The sequence below is a fragment of the Microcystis sp. M144S2 genome (assembly GCF_020246065.1).
Lineage (GTDB): Bacteria > Cyanobacteriota > Cyanobacteriia > Cyanobacteriales > Microcystaceae > Microcystis > Microcystis ichthyoblabe_A.
The window spans coordinates 1-18,526 of the sequence record NZ_JADBTR010000169.1 but is presented as its reverse complement, the minus strand read 5'-3'; the positions used below and the strand labels follow the sequence as shown (position 1 = coordinate 18,526).

14 protein-coding genes, 1 other RNA gene and 1 pseudogene are annotated in these 18,526 nt (G+C 44.2%); 10 read left to right on the top strand and 6 right to left on the bottom strand.

Going from position 1 to position 18,526, the window contains the following annotated elements; translation table 11 throughout:
• Nucleotides 1–239: 239 nt before the first annotated feature.
• On the bottom strand, nucleotides 240–596 hold the full coding sequence (gene patD, locus IM462_RS19395; protein WP_287701220.1) for a heterocyst frequency control protein PatD: 357 nt from the start codon (nucleotides 594–596) through the stop codon (nucleotides 240–242).
• Between the two features lie 223 nt (nucleotides 597–819).
• Here patD and IM462_RS19390 point away from each other — a divergent pair, with 223 nt between their 5' ends.
• The 3 genes from IM462_RS19390 to leuC all read left to right on the top strand — a co-directional run bounded on the left by IM462_RS19390 (nucleotide 820) and on the right by leuC (nucleotide 5,950).
• Nucleotides 820–3,117 (top strand): RelA/SpoT family protein, encoded by a 2,298-nt coding sequence (locus tag IM462_RS19390; protein WP_287701222.1) that lies wholly within the window; start codon nucleotides 820–822, stop codon nucleotides 3,115–3,117.
• 157 nt (nucleotides 3,118–3,274) lie between these two features.
• Nucleotides 3,275–4,273: an MraY family glycosyltransferase gene (locus IM462_RS19385; protein WP_287701224.1), complete on the top strand. Its 999-nt coding sequence runs from the start codon at nucleotides 3,275–3,277 to the stop codon at nucleotides 4,271–4,273.
• Between the two features lie 276 nt (nucleotides 4,274–4,549).
• The gene (gene leuC, locus IM462_RS19380) at nucleotides 4,550–5,950 is read left to right on the top strand and encodes a 3-isopropylmalate dehydratase large subunit (protein WP_271949331.1); all 1,401 of its coding nucleotides are present in this window, start codon (nucleotides 4,550–4,552) and stop codon (nucleotides 5,948–5,950) included.
• A 722-nt stretch (nucleotides 5,951–6,672) separates the two neighbouring features.
• Here the strand turns inward: leuC and IM462_RS19375 are convergent.
• The gene (locus IM462_RS19375; protein WP_287701225.1) at nucleotides 6,673–9,111 is read right to left on the bottom strand and encodes a glycosyltransferase family 39 protein; all 2,439 of its coding nucleotides are present in this window, start codon (nucleotides 9,109–9,111) and stop codon (nucleotides 6,673–6,675) included.
• 137 nt (nucleotides 9,112–9,248) lie between these two features.
• Here IM462_RS19375 and zds point away from each other — a divergent pair, with 137 nt between their 5' ends.
• From zds to IM462_RS19345, 6 genes are all read left to right on the top strand, one after another.
• Nucleotides 9,249–10,709, top strand: a complete 1,461-nt coding sequence (gene zds / locus IM462_RS19370) for a 9,9'-di-cis-zeta-carotene desaturase (RefSeq protein WP_287701226.1) — start codon at nucleotides 9,249–9,251, stop codon at nucleotides 10,707–10,709.
• A gap of 229 nt (nucleotides 10,710–10,938) precedes the next feature.
• Nucleotides 10,939–11,634 carry an aldehyde oxygenase (deformylating) gene (locus IM462_RS19365; RefSeq protein WP_287701228.1) on the top strand — a complete coding sequence of 232 codons (696 nt, stop codon included), beginning with the start codon at nucleotides 10,939–10,941 and terminating at the stop codon, nucleotides 11,632–11,634.
• 148 nt (nucleotides 11,635–11,782) lie between these two features.
• Entirely contained in the window at nucleotides 11,783–12,802 is a 1,020-nt protein-coding gene (locus tag IM462_RS19360) for a long-chain acyl-[acyl-carrier-protein] reductase (RefSeq protein ID WP_287701230.1), read from the top strand.
• Nucleotides 12,803–13,160: 358 nt separating this feature from the next.
• Nucleotides 13,161–14,297 (top strand): DUF58 domain-containing protein, encoded by a 1,137-nt coding sequence (locus IM462_RS19355; protein WP_287701232.1) that lies wholly within the window; start codon nucleotides 13,161–13,163, stop codon nucleotides 14,295–14,297.
• 87 nt (nucleotides 14,298–14,384) lie between these two features.
• An RNA gene (gene ffs, locus IM462_RS19350) (signal recognition particle sRNA small type) lies at nucleotides 14,385–14,481 on the top strand.
• A 9-nt stretch (nucleotides 14,482–14,490) separates the two neighbouring features.
• A complete protein-coding gene (locus tag IM462_RS19345; protein ID WP_287701233.1) occupies nucleotides 14,491–15,762 on the top strand; it encodes an MFS transporter in 1,272 nt (423 codons plus the stop codon).
• Between the two features lie 37 nt (nucleotides 15,763–15,799).
• Here IM462_RS19345 and IM462_RS19340 read toward each other — a convergent pair whose 3' ends face one another.
• The 4 genes from IM462_RS19340 to IM462_RS21130 all read right to left on the bottom strand — a co-directional run bounded on the left by IM462_RS19340 (nucleotide 15,800) and on the right by IM462_RS21130 (nucleotide 18,381).
• Entirely contained in the window at nucleotides 15,800–16,429 is a 630-nt protein-coding gene (locus tag IM462_RS19340) for a DUF3782 domain-containing protein (protein ID WP_287701234.1), read from the bottom strand.
• A 113-nt stretch (nucleotides 16,430–16,542) separates the two neighbouring features.
• Nucleotides 16,543–17,397 (bottom strand): formyltetrahydrofolate deformylase, encoded by an 855-nt coding sequence (purU, locus tag IM462_RS19335; protein ID WP_287701235.1) that lies wholly within the window; start codon nucleotides 17,395–17,397, stop codon nucleotides 16,543–16,545.
• A 121-nt stretch (nucleotides 17,398–17,518) separates the two neighbouring features.
• Complete coding sequence (locus IM462_RS19330) at nucleotides 17,519–18,094, bottom strand: (2Fe-2S) ferredoxin domain-containing protein (RefSeq protein WP_287701237.1); 576 nt, start codon at nucleotides 18,092–18,094, stop codon at nucleotides 17,519–17,521.
• A 122-nt stretch (nucleotides 18,095–18,216) separates the two neighbouring features.
• Nucleotides 18,217–18,381, bottom strand: coding sequence for an Asr1405/Asl0597 family protein (locus IM462_RS21130; protein WP_353847948.1), 165 nt, complete (start codon nucleotides 18,379–18,381; stop codon nucleotides 18,217–18,219).
• A gap of 57 nt (nucleotides 18,382–18,438) precedes the next feature.
• Between IM462_RS21130 and IM462_RS19325 the strand changes: the two are divergent.
• Nucleotides 18,439–18,526: pseudogene (locus IM462_RS19325) on the top strand (IS200/IS605 family transposase); the annotation flags it as partial.

Below are 18,526 nucleotides of genomic sequence, written 5' to 3'. Positions count from 1 at the left end.
TTTGTAATATTCCTTGTTGACACCCTTACTGACAAAGAAAAAACTGAAATCAAGTCAGGATAAGGGTTGGAGTGCTTACTGCAAAAATTGTTAAGAAAGATCCCTATAAGGGATAGCTTGATAAGGGGGGTGCCGATAGGGGGGGGATCCCCCTTAATAAGGGGGGCATCTGATAATTTTTAACGCCTACCTACTTAGGGTCAAGTATGCCACACAAACGGCGATCGAGCATTTAATTACTAATCGACAACTTCCCCTAACAAAACCCGACAATACCCCTTTAAAGTCGCCACTCGCTCGCTAATTATCCGTAAACGCTTCTCCCGTCCTTGCCGCGCTGAGGCCAAAAATAACCAGTCCGTCTCCAGCAATCGCCACGATCGATATAGTTCCGTCTGGACCGTGCGCCAACGATTAGCCACCTCTGGGCTAAAATTGTCATCATTTAGTGACAATATCTCCCCTTCTAGACAGGTTTGTAAAGCTTGAAAAGATTGTAACCCCGTGGAAGCATCCCCATCCAGAAGGGCAAGACTGAAATCCTCCAGTTTTCTTAACAAAGATTTGTAGGCTTGATGGTAATTTGTCGGTAGCATCCAATACAAAGCGCGTTAGAATTTGTTACATAAGATTAACGATTTGCCGTCACGGTTGCAAGTCCTCCTCCCGACCAGAGACAAAAACTTAAAAGAATCCCGCCCTTTTCGCCGATCGATCCGATTCCAGTGTTAGAGAGTTAAGTAATCTGGCATCCCTTCGGCCTAATAATTTTCTAGTTATCCGTCTCCACCCCCCCCCTATTATCCCCCCGATCTAACCATGAACGCCATCACTGCCACCCAACCAGAAACCCTCACCGTCCTTCCCCGGGACACGGAACCGAAAAAAGCGTTAGTTTTACCCGATTGGCTGAAAGAATGCCTGATTACCTACGAAAACGACCCCCAGAATCCCGATAGCGGTTTAATCTGTCGGGCCTTTAATTTCGCTCACAAACTCCACGAGGGGCAGTATCGCAAATCCGGGGAACCCTATATCGCCCATCCCATAGCCGTGGCGGGATTACTGCGAGATCTGGGGGGTGATGGGGCAATGATCGCGGCGGGATTCCTTCACGATGTGGTGGAAGATACGGAAGTCACCCCCGAGGAAATCGAGGATAGATTCGGTGTCGAGGTGCGTAATTTGGTGGAAGCGGTGACAAAACTCTCCAAATTCAACTTTTCTAGCAAAACTGAACGGCAGGCGGAGAATTTTCGCCGAATGTTCCTGGCGATGGCTCAAGATATCCGCGTCATCGTGGTCAAATTAGCCGATCGCCTGCACAATATGCAAACCCTCGAACACCTTAACCCGCAACAGCAGCAACGCATCGCCCTCGAAACTAGAGAAATCTTTGCTCCTCTGGCTAACCGTTTAGGGATTGGGCGATTTAAATGGGAATTAGAAGATTTATGCTTTAAATACCTCGAACCCGATGCTTATCGCACCGTACAGTTATTGGTATCGGAAAAACGCATCGATCGAGAGGCCCGCATCGAAACCGTCACTAACACATTGCGGGAAAAATTGCAAGAAATTGGCATAAAAGTTCTTGATTTACAGGGTCGCCCCAAACATCTCTACGGCATCTATCATAAAATGCACAATCAGGGCAAAGAATTCGAGCAGATTTATGATATCGCCGCCGTCCGCATTATCGTCGAAACTAAAGAGGAATGTTATCGTTGTTTAGCCGTAGTTCACGACCAATTTACCCCGATTCCCAACCGTTTTAAAGACTATATCGGTTTACCAAAAGCTAACCGTTATCAATCCCTCCATACCACCGTTGTTGGTTTAAATGCCCGCCCCCTAGAAGTGCAGATTCGCACCCTAGAAATGCACCACGTTGCTGAATACGGGATTGCAGCCCATTGGAAGTATAAAGAAACCGGTTCTAGTCAAACAACTTTAACCGCTGCGGATGAAAAATTCGCTTGGCTGCGTAATCTGCTCGACTGGCAAAAAGACCTTAAAGATGGCCAAGAATACATGGATGGCCTCAAAAATAATTTCTTTGAAGAAGATATCTATGTTTTCACCCCCAAAGGTGATGTGGTAGCCCTCGCCCAAGGTGCGACACCGGTAGATTTTGCCTATCATATTCATAGCGAAGTAGGTAATCAGATGAAAGGGGCAAGAATTAATGGTAAATGGTCAGTTCTTGATGCTCCCTTGCAAAATGGTGATCTGGTGGAAATTCTCACCAGCAAGCATAGTCATCCTAGTTTAGATTGGTTAAATTTTGTCGTTACTCCTAGCGCCAGAAATCGCATCCGGCAATGGTACAAAAAATCGCGCCGAGAAGAAAATATTAGCCGAGGTCGTGATTTATTAGAGAAAGAATTAGGTAAAACTGGCTTCGATGCCCTGCTGAAATCAGAACGAATGCAATCGGTGGCTAAACAGTGCAATTATGTGGCAGTAGATGATTTATTGGCGGCCTTAGGTTACGGCGAAGTTACCCTAAAAAATGTGGTTAATCGTCTGCAAGAAGCAGTTAAAAATCAACAGGAAATTTTAACAGCTAAAAATCCGCCCGATGTCCTGACTGATTCCCAATTGATTCTACCACCTTCTCCCGTTCAAAGGGCTTTACCCGTTAGTAAATCACCGATCGCCGGTGTGGAGGGATTAGTCTATCGTTTAGCCGGTTGTTGTTGTCCTTTACCAGGAGAAAATATTACCGGTATAGTCGCCCACGCCGGGGAAGGTATTGTTATTCACCGTCAGGGCTGCTCGAATGTGGAAAAAGCCGAAGCTGAACGCTTAATTCCTGTTAGTTGGAATCCTATAGATGACCAGGGACGTTATCCAACTTATCCGGTAAATATTCAGATTGAAGTGATCGATCGCGTCGGGGTTTTAAAAGATATTCTCTCTCGTTTAAGTGACCAAAATATTAACGTTCGCAATGCCGGAGTTAAGACTAATTTCGGTAAACCCGCTTTAATTTCCCTGAAAATTGAAGTAAAAGACCTGCAACAATTTGAACGCTGTGTTACTCAAATTAAGCTAATGAGCGATATTTTAAACGTTCGTCGCATCAGTCAGGTGAAAAGCGATCGAGAGTAGATTAAACCTAAAATTGCTGATCATATTCCCCAAACCCCAGAGTGCCTTAGCTTTGGAAGTGGGATGCTGACACTGACTAAAACCACGATGGCAATATCGGCACTTTTTGTCACCGAACAGCGTAGGATCGATAATTAATCTGAGCGCAAAAATCCCTATGTTATTACCCCTACTCTCAGTCATCAGTTTTCTGATTAGTTTTCTGGTGGTTGCCCTGATTAAACAACGTTTTAGCCAACAATTGTTAGATATTCCCAATGAGCGTAGCAGCCATAGTCAACCCACACCTAGGGGGGGTGGACTCGGTTTTGTCGTCGCTTTTGCTCTGACCAGCGGCCTCAGTTATTTTCTCCTTTCTCCTTCCCTACCTCTTATTCCCCTGTGGTTATCCCTGACTCCTTTAATTATTATCGGCCTTCTCGATGATCGTCGCGGTATTCCCTCTAGTATTCGCTATTTAGTCCAGTTATCCTCCGCTAGTGTTGCGGTCACTTTTTTCGGTGCTTTTCCCCAATCGTGGCTATCAGATTTGGGTTTTGGCGGCAAAATTTTGGCTATTATTGTCACAATTATCGGCCTGACCGCAATGATTAATTTTTATAATTTTATGGATGGTCTCGATGGCTTGGTGGCTGGCTGTACGGCGGTACAATTAGGGTTTCTCGCTCTCTATTTTCAGCAACCAATTTTATGGCTTTTAGTGGCGGCCTTAGGCGGTTTTCTCTTCTGGAATTGGTCGCCAGCGAAAATTTTTATGGGTGATGTGGGTAGCACCAGTCTGGGGGCAATTGTCGCTATGGTTTTACTTAATTCCCAGGGCAATCAAAGTCAAGCTTGGTCAGCTTTAACTATCACTTTACCTCTGATTGGTGATGCTATTTATACCCTGATTTGTCGATTATTAAGAAAGGAAAATATCTTCCAAGCTCACCGCAGTCACCTTTATCAAAGATTACAAAAATCTGGCTTGTCTCATCCACAAGTAGCAATTATTTATATGGGGGTAACTCTCCTGATTGCTATTAGTATTAACTACTTAGGAAACCTAGGCGCATGGCTGAGTTTACCTCTGATTCTAGGATTAATTGTTCTCGGAGAAATTTATCTGAACAGGAGAGTTGGCAAGCATAATTTAGCGGTGACAAGAAAAGAATAAATTTTTTATTGCTATGGCTTCTGGGGTAAAATCAAGATAATTTTATACTAAATCCTCTTGAAAGATTATAGGAAACGGAGGGTAAGGAGCAGAAGGAATTACTCAAATAGTTATTAGCGAAAGTCGTTGATTTCAATCAAAAACTGATGGTCTTAATCTGGCAAAAACAGAGCTATTTACCTATTATACCTACTAACCAAGAGAAAAGAAAAAATTAATATTTATCGGCTGGAGTTAGCTGATATGATTAGGGAGATGACTATCATTCCAAAGTCAATGAGCGCAAGAACATTATTCGATAAAGTCTGGGACGCACACACGGTTAAGATTCTTCCCAGTGGACAGACACAATTATTTATCGGACTGCATCTAGTCCATGAAGTCACCAGTCCCCAAGCTTTTTCGATGCTGAGAGAAAGGGGTTTAAAAGTATTATTTCCGGGACGGACTATTGCCACCGTCGATCACATCGTCCCCACCGAAAATCAGGCGCGTCCTTTCCTTGACGATTTGGCCGAGGAAATGATCCGAGCGATCGAAACTAATGTTCAAACCAATCATATTCCTTTCTACGGCATAGGTTCCGGCAATCAGGGCATAGTTCATGTGATCGCTCCCGAACAGGGACTAACCCAACCCGGGATGACGATCGCCTGTGGTGACTCCCACACCTCCACCCACGGCGCTTTTGGGGCGATCGCTTTTGGCATCGGCACTTCCCAAGTGCGCGATGTTCTTGCTACCCAAACCCTATCCCTATCGAAATTAAAAGTGCGTCGAGTGGAGGTAAACGGCGATTTAAACCCCGGTGTCTATGCTAAAGATGTAATTCTCCATATTATCCGTCAATTAGGCGTTAAAGGCGGTGTTGGTTATGCCTACGAGTACGCTGGTAGCACAATTGAACGGATGTCCATGGAAGAAAGGATGACGATTTGTAACATGGCGATCGAAGGTGGGGCCCGATGTGGTTATATCAACCCTGATCAAATCACCTACGATTACCTCAAAGGTCGTGATTTTGCGCCTAAAGACTGGGAAAGTGCGGTTAATTGGTGGGAAAGCATTAAAAGCGATGCCGATGCGGTTTATGACGATGTGGTGGTCTTCGATGCCGGTGAAATCGAACCCACAGTTACTTGGGGGATTACTCCGGGCCAAGGAATCGGGGTTAACGAAGTCATTCCCACTCCCGAAAGTTTACCGGCAAGTGAAAGAGCGATCGCAGAGGAAGCCTATCAATACATGAAACTCACCCCCGGCACCCCGATTAAAGGCACAAAAATCGATGTCTGCTTCGTCGGTAGCTGTACTAACGGCCGGATCAGTGATCTGCGCGAAGCGGCCAAATTTGCCCAAGGTCATCGTGTGGCCCCCCATGTGAAAGCTTTTATCGTCCCCGGTTCCGAAAGAGTCAAAAAACAGGCGGAAGCAGAAGGATTAGACCAAATTTTCCTAGCATCGGGCTTTGAATGGCGCGAGGCGGGCTGTTCTATGTGTTTAGCCATGAATCCCGATAAATTGCAGGGAGATCAGATCAGCGCCTCCTCCTCCAATCGTAATTTTAAAGGTCGTCAAGGTTCCGCTTCCGGTCGCACTTTGTTGATGAGTCCGGCGATGGTGGTAGCGGCAGCAATTAAAGGGGAAGTCACCGATCCCAGGGAGTTGTTACAGTAGTTATCTCAAGGGTGAGATAGGAGGCAGGGGGGCAGGAGTCAGTATTCAGGAGATAGGAGATTGCTTTTATTTATTCTCCCTATCTCTCCCGTCTCCCTTCTCCCTTCTCTACAATAATTACTCGCAACCAGAAATACGTTGGTTCGTATCATACTTTCTGCTTTTTGTCAAAAAAACTTTTTTTTTGCAATAAAACTACACAAAAAAAAGATCATCGTTGTGGGTGAAATTGACTGATTTACCCGTCTTAATTAGGATCACCTTCTAGGTGTGGCAACGGTTTCAACCATTGCTGCCCAAAAAAGCACAGAACAACCCACTATGAAATTCTATCAAATCGCTGTTACCAGCATAACGTCGTTGTTAAATAAAAATCTTTCTCAATTAATTCTTAAGAATTTATAAATATTGCGGAATGTTAATTTAAATATTCTCAAGTTTTTGCAGTAAATCAATAATTTTTACTTATCTTTGTCCAACATTGGGTTAGAAGTCAGGAGTCAGGAGTCAGAAGTCAGGAGTCAGTAGTCAGGAGTCAGAAGTCAGGAGTCAGTAGTCAGGAGTCAGTAGTCAGTAGTCAGTAGTCAGGAGTCAGGAGTCAGGAGTCAGGAGTCAGTAGTCAGTAGTCAGGAGATTATTTTTATTTATTCTTCCCACTTCCCGACTTCCCCACTCCCCCACCTCCCACACCCCACACCCCACACCCCACTTCCCACTCTATTTTAATTTGACTGCCATAATTGCCAAGCTTTAACGAGATTTCCCCCCATCAGGGCAGCCACTGCATTTAAAGTCTTAATTTCCTCACTATCGGGATTTAATTGTCTAGCTTGATCTAAGACTTTTTGGGCCGCTTGCGGTTGCCAATCGTAGAGATAAATAAAACCTTGATAAGCATAATGATAGGGATTATGGGGGTCAATTTTAATCATTTCCTCCGTGGCTTTTATTGCCCCTGCCACATCCTGTTGTAGTACCTTAGAAATTGCTAATCCGTAGGCTAAAGATAATTTATCGGGGGGATTTTGTTGCTGTAAACGATAGGAAAAAGCCTTGTCTGCTTGCAGCACATAATCCTGAATAGAATCGTATTGATTGATACGATTAGTTAACTCAAAAATTGGTTCAATACCCGTTAATCCTTGACCAATATTAGCAGACTTTAAGCGCAATTGGGTCACTAAATCTAATTGGGGCGTTGCTAACTTGGTAACTTGAGGATCGATGGTAATTTGAGCATTAGTTTTAATCGGATAGGTTTCCCCGGTTTCCCGATTGAGATAAACAGCAGATAAGCGATAAACTCCGGGGGTTGCTACCGACTGCATGGCAGTTTTTTCAGTGACTTCAAAACCCTTTTGTTGCTCTTCTGGAGTTAATTTTTTTGCCATTAATCCCCCCATAGCAATACCGTGATCGTGCATCCAATAGTCCTTCCCGTCCACTTCTTGCCAGGTTAAAATTACTATTCCTGACTTTAATTGTTGCCAGTCTCCGGCCCATTTATAAACCACGGGAATGGGTTGATTAGGAGAAGCTTTTTCGGCAATAGCAATCTCTCTTAATTCCACCCGTTTTGGCGCATTTTCAAGGGGGTTAACCGTGACGGAGGGGTCTATTTTACGGTGTAGGGATAGGGTACTATCATCTGGTAGCTGCCAAGTTTTCTCCACTTGGAAATCTGGCCCAGTGGCGACTCGATTAACAATTTTTTTCTGGACATCGGGGACGGAACCCTGTTCACCAGTTTTAGTTAAAAACCAATCTAAAGAATTGACATCCTTTTCGATATCTTCTTCCCGAACTCCCACCTGTCTGCCGGCAACCTGGGAATTATGTTTACCACCGTAGAAAGAGAAGGTATGTTGATTTAATTCGGGGGTGGAAGGTAAAACCCCTAGGGTGCTGCGAAGATAGGGAGAATCGGCTAGAATCTCTTTAACTACTTCTTCGTGCTGCCAACCAGTTTTTAAATAGGGATGGTGTTGTAATTGGGGACTGAAAACGTTAGTAATTATATCTCCCCCCAAGGGGAATAAATTTAAGCTGGTGAGGATAGCGGCAATAGTTATCGTTCCCCAACGGATACTGGGATCAAAACGACCGCGCCAAGATAATAAACCAACGGATAAAATTAAGGATAAAGTCGGTAAAAGCGGCAAAATATAACGAGCATCTTTATTGATATTGAGGGATGATAATAGGTATCCCCCCAGCAGAAAAACTCCTAACCAAATCCACACAGGACGATTAACCTTATCTTCGGTTTTTCTATGACGTAAGGAGATTAATAATCCCACCACGGGAACTAATAACAATACCCAAGAAAGAAAATAGGGTAAAACTTGGGCGTAAAATGTCCAGGCATCTGGACTGGTAAGAGGCGGATCTCCCTCCAAAATCGCCGAATCTACCGTGGCACGTTTGCCCGCAGTTAACATTAATAACCAATTCGTCCGATACCAGGGAAACATTAACCATGCTGCCGTCAAAAAACTCAGCATTAATTGCGCTAGATTGCCCCAACGTTTTCGCCGGAGATTTTCGCCCAATACCCACAAAATCGGTAAAAAGAGGAAAAATAGGGCGGTTTGTTTGACTAACATCCCTAAACCGAAAGAAATCCCGAAAGCGATCGCTTTTAGCCAGCCTTGACCACTAAATCGCCACCATGTCAAGCAAAAGTAAGAAAACGTTACAATTGCCGCTAAGGGAAAATCTAAGAGATATTCGAGGCGATAATAGTATAAACCGGGTAGAAATTGACAGATTAAGACCGCCCAGAGTGCTACAGTCCCATTAAAGAGGATAATTCCCAATCCATACACAGAAAAGAGCAGTAGGGCGCTATAGATGGCCATTACCCACATACCCGCATCAACGCTAATACCAAAGAGATTAAAGAAGGGAATCGTTAAAAGATAGGTTAAAGGGGGAATTTTCGGGGACATTAGCCATAAACCGCGCCACCAATCCCCATCAAACCAGCGCGGATTTTGGAAAGCTTGGGTATAGATAATCCCACCGTTGAGATAATCGGCCTGATCCCAAGCAGGAATAGTATGATCGAGACTAAACCAGAATCTATCGACTAATATCCCCAATATCCAAATAATACTGACAATAATTAATCCCTGTCTCCCCTCTAGCGATCGCTTCAAAATGACTTCTCCCTAGTGCAACTCTCAATTATTCTGCCACGCTCTCAAGCGCCCCTGAAAAAATCGCCAGCAAGAAACACCAGACCGATCGGGGTAAAATAAAGATTTAGTGAAAAATTGTAACAGGAACTTGACAAATGCGAGTGGTGATCGTTGGTGCGGGATTAGCGGGAATGGCAACAGCTATCGATCTAGTCGATGCGGGCTGTACAGTAGAAATCTTAGAATCTCGTCCCTTTGTCGGTGGAAAAGTCGGTAGTTGGGTAGATGCGGACGGTAATCACATCGAGATGGGCTTGCACGTCTTTTTTGGTTGTTACTATAATCTTTTTGAGTTAATGAAAAAAGTGGGCGCTTTTCAATCCCTACTACTCAAAGAACACACCCACACTTTTATCAACGAAGGGGGAAAAATCGGCGAATTAGACTTCCGTTTCGCCGCAGGTGCGCCTTTTAACGGTTTAAAAGCCTTTTTCACCTCCTCCCAACTCTCGGCAGCCGATAAAATCTTTAATTCTCTGGCCTTAGGTACCAGTCCCATCGTCCGCGGTCTGATAGACTTCCAAGGAGCGATGAAAACGATTCGGGATCTGGACTCGATTAGTTTTGCCGATTGGTTTCGTAGCCATGGCGGTAATGACGGCAGTTTAAAAAAAATGTGGAATCCGATCGCCTATGCCTTAGGATTTATCGATACGGAAAATATCTCGGCCCGTTGTATGCTGACGATTTTCCAATTTTTCGCCGCTAAAACCGAAGCTTCCGTCCTGCGGATGTTAGAAGGTTCCCCCCACGAATACCTGCATAAACCGATTATTAACTATCTGGAGGCACGGGGCGCCAAAATCTCTACCCGTCGTCAGGTGCGGGAAATTCTCTATTCTGGAGAGGGCGAAAATCTGCAAGTTAATGGCCTGATCGTCGCTAACGGAGAAACCACAGAAACTATCACCGCAGATGCCTACGTTTGCGCTGGTGATGTCCCCGGTGTTCAGCGTCTTATTCCCCAAGATTGGCGGAAAATGCCGATTTTTGACAATATTTTCCGACTAGAAGCCGTCCCCGTCGCCACGGTACAATTGCGTTTTGACGGTTGGGTGACGGAGTTAAATGATGCCGAAAAACGGCGACAACTGCAAAAAGCGGTGGGAATTGACAATCTTTTGTACACCCACCAAGCGGATTTTTCCTGTTTTGCAGATCTTGCTCTCACCAGTCCTAGGGATTATTATCGCCCCGGAGAAGGCTCTTTATTACAGTTGGTTTTAACCCCCGGGGATCCTTTTATTAAAGCTAAAAATGAAGATATCGCCCAGCACGTTTTAGCGCAAGTCCATCAGTTATTTCCCTCCTCCCGGGAGTTAAAGATGACTTGGTTTAGTGTGGTGAAATTGGCCCAGAGTCTCTATCGGGAAGCACCGGGGATGGATGTCTATCGTCCCTCGCAAGCGACTCCTATCCCTAACTTTTTCCTGGCTGGTAGTTATACCCAACAGGATTACATTGATAGCATGGAAGGGGCCACTTTATCGGGTAAACAGGCAGCCAGGGCCATCTTACAACAGGCCGAGCGCCGGAAATCTTTAGCCACGGTTTGAGCAAACAGCCGGCAATCTCGTCTGTTAAGAAGGGATTGCCTCTAAACTTGTTTTCAGTGGCAAAAGATAACCGCTATAGCTAACTTGGCAAGTCAGCCTCTCAAGCCAAGCTATACAAAAAAGACCGATCGAGCTAGACTCGTAAAAAGATAACTCCATCTAGAAAGCTTACCCTAGACTGGAAAGAACGTCGGAAAAATCTCGTCAGAAATAGGAGTCAATCGAGTTTATGCCAGAGCTTGCTGTATCATCAGAGCTTGATTTCACCAGCGAAACCTATAAATCAGCCTATAGTCGCATTAATGCCATCGTTATTGAAGGCGAATACGAGGCCAATAGCAATTATATTCAATTAGCAGACATCCTCGCCGATAACAAAGAAGAGTTACACCGTCTGGCAAAAATGGAAAACCGTCACATGAAAGGTTTTCAAGCTTGCGGCCAAAATTTGAAAATCACTCCTGATATGGATTATGCCAGAGAATTCTTTGCCTCTCTGCACGATAACTTCCAAATTGCCTACGCAGAAGGTAAAGTTGTCACCTGTTTATTAATCCAATCTTTGATTATCGAAGCTTTTGCGATCGCTGCCTATAATATTTATATTCCTGTTGCTGATCCCTTTGCGCGTAAAATTACTGAAGGCGTAGTTAAAGACGAATATTTACATCTCAATTTTGGCGAAGAATGGCTAAAAGCGAACTTTGAAACCGCTAAAGAGGAATTAGAAGCGGCAAATCGCGCTAATCTTCCCATTGTCTGGAGAATGCTCAATCAAGTCGAGAATGATGCTCGCGTCCTCGGTATGGAAAAAGAGGCCCTCGTGGAAGACTTCATGATTAGCTACGGGGAAGCTTTAAGCAATATCGGTTTCAGCACCCGTGATATTATGCGAATGTCTGCCTACGGATTAACTGCTGTCTAAAGCTTGAGCGTCGAGATTTCTTTTTTTCGCCCTGCTGCCGCTCAACACAGAGCGGCTCTTTTGTGTATTATATTTAAGAGTCTTAACGATTTCTTAGCAATATCCTAATTTTTATCTAGTGCCATCTAGTCTAACGAAAGAACAATCAATGTTTGGTCTTATAGGTCATCTTACCAGTTTAGAACACGCCCAATCGGTCGCCGACGATCTAGGTTATCCTGAATATGCTAACCAGGGATTAGATTTTTGGTGTGCGGCCCCCCCACAAATTGTCGATGATTTTCACGTCACCAGCATCACGGGGCAAACCATCAGAGGGAAATATATCGAATCCTGTTTTTTACCGGAGATGTTGTCGAATCGTTGGGTGAAGTCTGCTATTCGTAAGGTGCTAAATGCCATGGCACTCGCTCAAAAAAGTGGTATCAACATCACCGCACTCGGCGGTTTTTCTTCAATTATTTTCGAGGAATTTAATCTCAAAGATAATCGACAGGTGCGGAATATCGAGCTAGATTTTGGCCGTTTTACCACCGGTAACACCCACACCGCTTACGTCATCTGCACTCAGGTGGAAACCCTCGCTGAAAAAATGGGCATCGATTTAGCTCAATCTACCGTCGTGGTTTGTGGGGCCACCGGAGATATCGGCAGCGCTGTTTGTCGTTGGTTAAATGAAAAAACCAATACAAAAGAACTAATATGTGTGGCACGCAATCAAGAGCGTTTACAATCTCTGCAAGAGGAGTTAGGACGCGGTAAAATTCTTCCCCTAGAGGAGGCTTTACCCCTGGCTGATATCATTGTTTGGGTGGCTAGTATGCCTAAAGGGGTGGAAATTGATCCAGATAAACTCAAACGCCCCTGTATTATTATTGATGGTGGTTATCCGAAAAATTTAGGCACGGTGTTAAATGCCCCCGATATTTCGGTGATTAAGGGCGGCATTGTCGAGCATTCCCTCGATATTGACTGGAAAATTATGAAAATCGTTAATATGGATATTCCCTCTCGTCAAATGTTTGCCTGTTTTGCTGAGGCGATTTTATTGGAGTTGGAGGGTTGGCAAACTAATTTTTCTTGGGGACGCAATCAAATTACCGTCCCTAAAATGGAACAAATCGGTGCAGCTTCCCGCAAACACGGTTTTCAACCTTTGTTATTTTAACTAATATCCCCAACCCCCCACCGACCACGGAATTAGAAGTTTCAGGCGAAAAATAATTAGAGTAAGTGCTTGACTTTAGCGGCGGCTTGGGTTATGCTTGTTTTATAATGGGATGTTTGTGTTTGTCTTCGACTGTTAAATTCCGATTATGAATAAACTCTTTTAAAAATATTATCCCAAAATCTGCCCACAAAAGCAAGCAAAATTTTGCCTTCAATTGTTAAGTTTTGTTAAGAAAAATAACAATAGTGGCAAGGGATAGGACTCCCTTAGCTGATCAGAGGGCTTTTGGGGGAATTATAGAAGTGTGGGACTGATTTTTAGCTTTCTAGCAAAGACGACAAAACCATTAAACCCTATGAAAACTTGGTTAGAAGATCGCGGTATTTTACCCGCTTACGGTGGTGGGGTAATCATTGGCATTACCCTCTGTTTTTTCGGAGCGGCGACCAATACCATGGCGGGATGGTTGTATGCTATCTCTGGCACGACGATCGCTGTTTTAATTTTATCGATAATTCTACCCCGTCGTTCCCTTCTTCCCCTGAAAGTGCGTCGTCTTGCCATTGTACCCGTAAGTGCAGGAGACGATCTTAGTATTAGCCTAGAGATAGAAAATACGAGCAATCAGCCGATAAATCTGTTAGAAGTGACAGATATGCTGCCAATTGTCCTCAATCAGCCAAAAATAACCCCAATAGAAGCGATTGCCCCCAAAAGTAGCCATCGTTGGACCTATTATTTACCCACCAGTAAACGGGGTATTTATCACTGGCAAGAAGTACAATTAAGAACAGCGGCCCCTCTCGGTTTATTTTGGTGTCGTCGTTGTCAGCAAGCAGCGGCTAAAGCTTTAGTTTATCCCCAAGTTTTACCCTTGCAACAATGTCCCCTGATCGATTCCCTCGGTCAAGAGATGGAACAAACATTAGAGAATAATCGCTATTATCAAAGGGCTAGTCAAGGACTTACGCGTAACCTGAGACAATATCGCCAGGGTGATTCTACCCGTTTAATTCACTGGAAAACTAGCGCCCGTTTGGGAGAATTGCAAATTCGGGAATTAGAAGTGTTGACGGGAGGACAGGAAGTGATTATCTGTCTCGATACCCTCTGTGATTGGCAAGAAGACAGTTTTGAACGGGCGATTATTGCCGCCGCTTCCCTCTATTTTTATGTCCATCGTCGGCAATTAAATGTGAAACTCTGGACCGGTGAAACGGGTTTAATTCAGGGGGAAAGGGTCATTTTAGAAACTTTAGCGGCTATAGACGCAAAAGCTAGTCAAAAAAATTCTAATCTGCCTAATTTACCTGTAATTTGGTTGACAAGTAACTTCAATTCCATCGAACAACTCACCCCCGGCAGCCGTTGGTTATTTTTCCTCGCTGCCGATTCCAGCGAGAGTCCTTCACTCTTAATGCGACAGTTTAGCGGATTGGCGATCAAACCGGAAACTTCTCTACAACAACAATTGCAAAAACCCCCTCGTTGAGGAAATTTCCGTTCACAGTCTAGATTGAGAGGAAATTCTCCAGAAAAAAAATACCGGTATCCCCGAAAAAGATGTTATGATAGAAAAGACTCGGACTCATGCGATCGCAACGCCTTAACCTTGTCAGGACCGGAAGGTAGCAGCAATACGGGATGCTTGTGACTGGCGTGATCTCCGGGTCTTTTTGTTGCCTGTGACGGTCGCTGTTGTGAACGCTTTCAAAACTTTTCGATCGCTTACTGCCGAGACTCGTCGTCAACTACTCTTCCTCTTCGTCACGGCGCTGTTTTTCTGGACAAGTATTACCACTCTCCTCCCCACTCTCCCCACCTATATTGACTCCCTAGGCGGTAGCAAACAAGATATCGGTTTTGTCATGGGGGCCTTTGCTATCGGTTTAATTTTATCGCGCAGTTGGTTAGGCAATCTAGTTGATCGCCGCAGTCGCAAATTAGTGGTTTTATTTGGAACTATTGTCGCCGCTACCGCACCCCTCGGTTATCTATTTTTTCGCGATCTTTCCTCTTTATTCGCCGTCCGCGCCTACCATGGTCTCAGTATCGCCGCTTTTACCACCGGTTACAGTACCCTAGTGGTGGATTTTTCCCCCGTTCGTCAACGGGGGGAGATAATTGGTTATATGAGCTTAACTGCACCCATAGGCATGGGAATCGGTCCGGCTTTAGGCAGTTATCTCTACGAATCGATCGGTTATAACGGTTTATTTCTAGTTTCCGCCACCTCAGGAGCGATCGCCTTTCTCCTGGGTTTCTCCATTCAAGAACCGGACTTCAAGAAAAAATTAGCGGAAATGAAGGCAGAAAATCCGACAATTGAGCGCAGTTTCTGGGCATTATGTCAAGAGCGGGCTTTTTTAGTCCCTACCTTAGTTTTTCTGCTGGTTGGTACTTTATTCGGCGGTTTAGTCGCTTTTTTACCCCTGTTTCTCCTCGAAAATCAGATACCTTTCAGTGCTGGTGTATTCTACAGTTATGCGGCAGTATCGGGCGTAATCGGACGTATTTTGTCGGGAGGAGCCAGTGATCGCTATGGACGGGGTTTATTCGTCACTATTAGCGTTTTTTGCTATGGTTTATCCATGTTGGTTCTATCTTCTGCCCGATCTCCTTCGGCTTTAATTTTAGCCGCTATCCTCGAAGGTACGGGAGGGGGGATTTTATTCCCTATGTTACTGGCTTTAATCTCCGATCGCTCTGGGCCCCAAGAACGCGGCCGGGCCTATTCTATCTGTGTCGGCGGTTTTGATGTGGGAACAGCCTTAGCCGGTCCAATTCTGGGGGTTTTAGCAATTTCCTACGAAACTATGTTTACTTTATCCTCATTATTAGCTGTTATCGCTCTCTTTCTCTTTTTTACTCTCTCTAACCCCACTATACGCCATTCTTTTCTCTTCGCTTTCGGTTTAGAAAAAGATCGTTATGCTCTGCGCGGACAAGTACAATAAGGTTTACTGAAAAAGTTTTTCCTAAAGGCAGGGTTATTTAATAGGTTTGAGGTTGAAAATTATCGGGAATATCTAATTCAAATACTTGGTCATGAATCCGAGCCACATAAAGCCCTTCTTGCAGAATTTTTTCGCGTAATTCTGGGGATAAATCCACCACCGCTAATATGCCATAGAGTTTTTTATCTTTGTGTTCAGGAAAAAAGCGGCGAAACCGTTGCAAAATACTTTTTAATTGTGTAATATCTTCCTGTCTAACATGACTTTTAACCTCAACGATATAAGCGGTATTTAGCTCACCATTGGTATAGGCAAGAACATCAATTTCTAGGTGTTGTCCTTCTTTACTGACTCGCACACTGGGACTGATAACTTCCATACCAAAGCGTTGTCTGAGAATCGTTTCCATTGAGGGAAGGGCAAGTCCTTCGGTAAAGCTGCCGAATTTGGCACCGAGTCCCCCAATTTGTTTGCCCAGTTCTTTGAGTTGTTTGTCAGTTTCTTTCTGTTGTTGGGCGTTTTCCTTCTGTTGTTGACTAACTTCCTTCAATAGTAGTTCAGTCTCCTTCTGTTGTTGACTGACTTCCTTGAGTTGTTTGTCAGTTTCTTTTTGAGCGGCAGTTAATTCGGCTAAGAGTCGCCATACGTCTTCGGATGTGGTTGTCATAGATAATTTTTTCCTTCTGATCTGGTCTATTACTATTTTAGTCAATTGCGCCGATAATTCCTAATTTTTAAGCTTCAATGCTCTCTTTTTTGTCCAGTACATCTTATCCCATTTTAAGCGAATACTACCGTGCGATTAGCGTAAACCAAAACGCGATTTTGCAAGTGTAAACGTACCGCTCGCGCTAACACCACCCTTTCTAAATCCTTACCTTGACGAATTAAATCTCCTACGGTATCGCGATGGCTAACTCTGACCACATCCTGCTCGATAATCGGCCCCTGATCGAGATCGGCAGTGATATAATGGGCGGTAGCTCCAATAATTTTTACCCCTCGATCGTAAGCCCGTTGATAGGGATTAGCTCCCGCAAAAGCCGGTAAAAAAGAATGATGAATATTGATAATATTGGGGAAAAAGTTAACAAAATCTGGGGTTAGAACCTGCATATATTTCGCTAAAATCACTAAATCTATCCGGTATTCCCGCAGTAACTCTAATTGTCTGGCTTCCTGTTCAATCTTGGTTTCGGCGGTAATGGGAAGATGATAAAACTCAATACCAAATTGATTGGCAACTGATTGTAATTGTCGATGATTGCTAATAATTAAAGGAATTTCTGCCCTAATTTCTCCCGCCTGTTGTCGCCATAATAAATCGAGGAGACAATGATCCTGTTTTGTCACCCAAATAGCTAGACGCGGAACAGTATCGGAAAAATGCAAAGACCAACTAGCCTGCAAAGGTTTGGCAATAGCGGCGAAAGCTGGTTCGATCATCCCACGGGACAAATTAAACCCTTCTAATTGCCATTCTATCCGCATCAGAAACAATCCCGCCGAAAAATCCGTGTGTTGGTCAGCGTGGATAATATTGCCGCCATTAGCGTAGATAAAATTAGCGATTTTCGCCACCAGACCAATCTGGTCGGGACAAGAAATTAACAAGGTTGCAGTGGCAGCAGTCATAAATTATCGGAGGCAAGAATTGACTTTTTCTACCCCTAATTTATTACAATTTTAGGCACTTCGTCCCTTTGATACACAAAAAAGATCGTTTGTCAACAGCGATCGCCGATTAAATTTCCGGTTAAACTGATAGGCTATTCCCTTGCTCAGAAGTGGCAAAATGCCGCTCGATCAGGGAGGGGACATCTTGGGGATCTACCTGATTATAATGCTTTTTATCGGGCATAACCACCAGATTCGGGCCTTTTTTGCACTGTTTTAAACAGCCAGTTAATTTAATATTCACCGCTTCTCCCAGTCCTTTTTCCTCTAAACCACTCTCTAACCTTTGGCAGACTCTCGCACCGCCATTTTTCCAACAATCGGACTTCTGACAGATTAAGACGGTGGCTTTTTGTGCTTTTGCCGGGGTGACTTCTGGGGTTTTTTCCCCGGATAAATGCTCAATCCCTAGTACCCTCAGTTTTAATTTTCCCTTTTTTGAATAAAGACTACTTTCTCCCGTCACTTTTAGCCATGAGTGGAGAGCAATATTGAGAGGTATGTGGTCTCGCAGTGTTTTTTCGGGCTTAAACCAATATTCTCGTTTATCAACACTGATTCTCAGGTATTTTACCTTATATCCGTCCTTGAGGACAAAACCGAGGAATTGACCGACCACTTGAAAGGGAACCATGGTAGTTACAGATTTTGACATACTTTCTCACTTTTTACTCTCAGATTGCTAATTTTTCTCAAGGATTATACCCGCCAACAGGTTTCCAGCCAAGGGATTAAACAGCCTCGGGAGGCCTCCACCTGTCGCAGGACAATCCACAGCTATAAAAGTTGATTCCGTCCATTGATGCGAACTGGCAAAAGCTGATGGAGCGAGCATTTACATTCAATGTCTAGGGTCTGGAGCCGGTGGTAGAGCTGCCAGCACTCCCAAGCACTAAGAGGGAAGATTTTCCCACCTTCCGATGGCCATTTGTCTATACCCATGGGGCTTTTAATCTCTTCGGGTCTAATTCCCCGCCGCTCGCGGCGTATAATAGAAAAATGAGTGAATACATCCATAAGAGCCATAATGTAAGTGTTTTGCTATATCATTTAGTGTTCCCAGCCAAATATCGTAAAGCCGTTTTCG